We start from the raw sequence: 1,467 nt of genomic DNA on the forward strand, positions 1-1,467 counted from the left end.
CGGGCACGGCAAAGTCGGCCGGCTCGGTGTTTAGCCTGGTAGAAGCTCCAGGAGTTTGAGGATCCGGCGGTTTTTGCGGGCGTTGTATCGCAGCGCGGCGGCGATGTTGACGGTGTCGTGGATTCTGAGCAGACTCACCGATGCGTTGCGTAGGGTCGCCATGACCCGGGGTGAGTTGCCGGTGCGGATCCGGGAGGCGTCCTCGCCGAGGGTCACATCCCTGATCCAGTGGAGAACCTCGATGCTCCAGTGTTGTCGGACGTACGCGAGGAGATCAGCGGGGTCGGCTTGGGCGGCGGTGAGGCTGGTGACGTACAGCATCGCCTGGTAGGTGGTCTTGCCCTTGATCGTGACGGTGCGTTCGATCAGGAACACCTGCGCGACGTACGGGAAGTTCAACTCGGGTGGGGCGGGCAGTACCTGGATGGTCCGTGTCTCGTGTCGGCCCCGGTCGTCGTCCACGCTGGACGCGGTGACCGGCACATCGGCCCAGGCGAGGGCGTCGAGCCGATCGAACAGGGTGGGCTGGTTGTCCAGCACCGGGAACACGAAGTGGGCCTTCTTCTCCTCGCGCAGCCACCGGGCGTGCTTACGCTGCGTCTGCATCGCGTCGGCCGTCACCACGTGATCAACCAGGTCGAGTGGGGTCAACAGCCCGACGAACGCGCCGATCTCGTTGCTCTTGTCCGCGATCTGGCGTTGGGCGAGCACGACACCCGCGCACGACAACGCGGCCAGCAGATGCGGCGCCGGGCTACCAGCGGTCTTCCCGCCACGGCTGGTCTTGCCGTCCACCGCGACCTGCGGCAACCGTGGCCGGTGCCGGCCCCTCGTACTGGCCCGCGGACGGCCCTGACCGGCAGCCTTGGCCCGGCGGCGGGCCTTACGGCCCCGCGGCGGCCGGACCCCCGTCCGTGCCTCCGCCCGCGCCGCCGCCAGAGCTCGGCGCTGCAACCACCACCCCATCGCGGCGTCCAGCGCGTCGCCGTCGAGCCGGGCACACAACCCCCGCACCGTCTTCTCGTCCGGACCGACATACCGGCCAGTCGCCGGATCGACGCGGGCACCGAACGCGCGCAGCGTCTTCTGCGAACACCCGGCGATCCACTGCCCGATCGCGTACACCGACCGGCTCCCCGCCAGCACCGCGGCCAACGACAACCCGACCACCGTCGGCACCTGATGCCGGATACCCCGCGCATCCCGCGGATCGGGAACCTCCGACAGGGCTGCGACCAGGCTTTCCTGCCCATTACGGCCCAACATGACCGGTCGTGTCTCCTCCTCCGACTGGCCTTGGACAGCGTTGATCAGCAATGATGCAGGCGCGGGCACGGTACTCCACACAGTGATCTGAAGGCGTAGACAACCTCAAGATCACCGGAGCCGTGCCCGCCCCGTCAACTCCACTCGGGACATCAACACAGAGTCCCCAGTCGCACACTCTCCGACTTTGCCGTGCCCGTG

1 protein-coding gene is annotated in these 1,467 nt (G+C 68.0%); it reads right to left on the minus strand.

The features are described 5' to 3' along the window. Positions 1 to 30: 30 nt before the first annotated feature. Entirely contained in the window at positions 31 to 1,266 is a 1,236-nt protein-coding gene (locus KJS59_RS30535) for an ISAs1 family transposase (protein WP_213457454.1), read from the minus strand. Between the last annotated feature and the right edge of the window lie 201 nt (positions 1,267 to 1,467).

The sequence above is a fragment of the Rhizomonospora bruguierae genome (assembly GCF_018397995.1).
Taxonomy (GTDB): Bacteria; Actinomycetota; Actinomycetes; order Mycobacteriales; family Micromonosporaceae; genus Rhizomonospora; species Rhizomonospora bruguierae.

What these genes read in the sequence shown, in the direction of transcription:
- KJS59_RS30535 (WP_213457454.1), bottom strand. Translation starts at nt 1,266, where the DNA reads ATGTTGGGCCGTAATGGGCAGGAAAGCCTGGTCGCAGCCCTGTCGGAG.